We start from the raw sequence: 1,535 nt of genomic DNA, 5'->3' as shown, positions 1-1,535 counted from the left end.
GTTGGGTTAGCTCAATCACCGCCCGGATGAGCTGGCTGACGCCGTGCTCGATGTTGAACTGAAGATTGTTACACAGGTAATACGCTGGCAAACCGTTGAAATCGTCTTTGATCCATAACACGGCTGCACGGGTGTGCTCCAGCAAAGTAAAATCATACACGGTAGGATCGGGCAGGTTAAACCCGGACATGACAATCAACAGATGCTGATTATCCAGACTGGCCGGTTTATAACGATAGTGCACATCCAGGCCATCCAGATAGTTAAAGGTGTAGTCAGTGATCATGCGGGCTCCTGTGAGATTTAGCAGACAGAAGCGACACAAACGCAACGGGCATTAACAGCGTGCCAGATCAATAGTTGAGAATGATAGTTAATATCATTTAACTTGTTCGGAATAATCTTAAGCGTTACAGTAGGTACCGTCCCTTACAGAGCTAACACCTTGATTGAGTGCCGGAGATAAGCGCCGGGGGGAATTTTCACAGGGCTGCAGGATGCAGCCACTGCTGAAAACCTTACAGCGGCCTGCGCGCCGCCAGCAAAAACAGCATCGGACGCTCGCGCTCCTCTTCCAGCGCCGGATTTTCCGCTACCTGCTGTACATCCGGACCCCACTCATCCAGCCGTTCAATCACCAGACCGGCGGCAATCAGCGCGTTAATCCAGGTTGCCAGCTTGCGGTGCTGCTTCTTCACGCCAGCGGCAAACCAGTTGCTGATCCTTTCCCCTTCCTGCTGATACTGATTGACTGGCCAGCTGCGCTGCCCGGCATCATTGATGAACCACTCCTGCTGACGCGGAGCGGTATAAATCGGGTGCTCGCATGAAAACACCAGCGCGCCGCCGGGACGTAACGCACGAAAAATTGTGGCAAACAGGGCGTCGATATGGCTGAGATAGTGCAGCGCCAGCGAACTGTACACCACGTCAAAAGTGCTGCTGAGCTGCAGGGTTTCGAGATCAGCGCGCTGATAAGTGATGCCGGGCCGATCGGTCATGGCAGCGGCCTGCGCCAGCATTTTTTCTGACACATCCAGCCCTACAACTTCACGCGCGCCTTGCTGCAGCGCGTAACGACAAAACCAGCCGTAGCCGCAGCCCAAATCCAGCACGCGCTGGTCACGCAGTTCAGGCAGCATTGCCCGCAGCGCGGGCCACTCGGGCGCGCCGTCCAGTCCGTTGACCGAACGCGGCAGGGTGGCGTAGCCAGCAAAAAATTCGGGGTTATCGTAGATATTCTGACTCATGGAGACTCCTTTCAGTAAGACGCAAAGGAGTGTAAGCGTTTAGCGCGGTATGAAACACCGCTCAGCCAACAAAAAGCAGATGCACCAGACGCGCGAGCGACTCCAGCAGTAGCAGGCTGCCAATAAAAATCATCACGAGGATGCCAACAAACTGTTTACGACTGCTCACGCTGATGCCTCCGCGGCTACCCCTCACCGGACTATACTTTATGCCGGGTTTACTAAACTTCCAGTCAACCGGGGCAGATTACATGTTTTATCAGACGCTGCGTGCAAATAACTGGC

The 1,535-nt window shown here is 54.3% G+C and carries 1 protein-coding gene and 1 pseudogene; both read right to left on the bottom strand.

Translation table 11 applies throughout. The annotated features are described in order from the left end of the window. Positions 1-286, bottom strand: a pseudogene (locus tag FT726_RS27210) (hypothetical protein); the annotation flags it as partial. Between the two features lie 232 nt (positions 287-518). Continuing rightward, positions 519-1,250: a trans-aconitate 2-methyltransferase gene (locus FT726_RS27205; protein ID WP_288423818.1), complete on the bottom strand. Its 732-nt coding sequence runs from the start codon at positions 1,248-1,250 to the stop codon at positions 519-521. Between the last annotated feature and the right edge of the window lie 285 nt (positions 1,251-1,535).

Origin of the sequence: Pantoea sp. Morm (assembly GCF_016643525.1) — a bacterium.
Taxonomy (GTDB): Bacteria; Pseudomonadota; Gammaproteobacteria; order Enterobacterales; family Enterobacteriaceae; genus Pantoea; species Pantoea dispersa.
The sequence above is the reverse complement of the archived record's forward strand: the minus strand, read 5'-3'. Positions and strand labels throughout refer to the sequence as shown.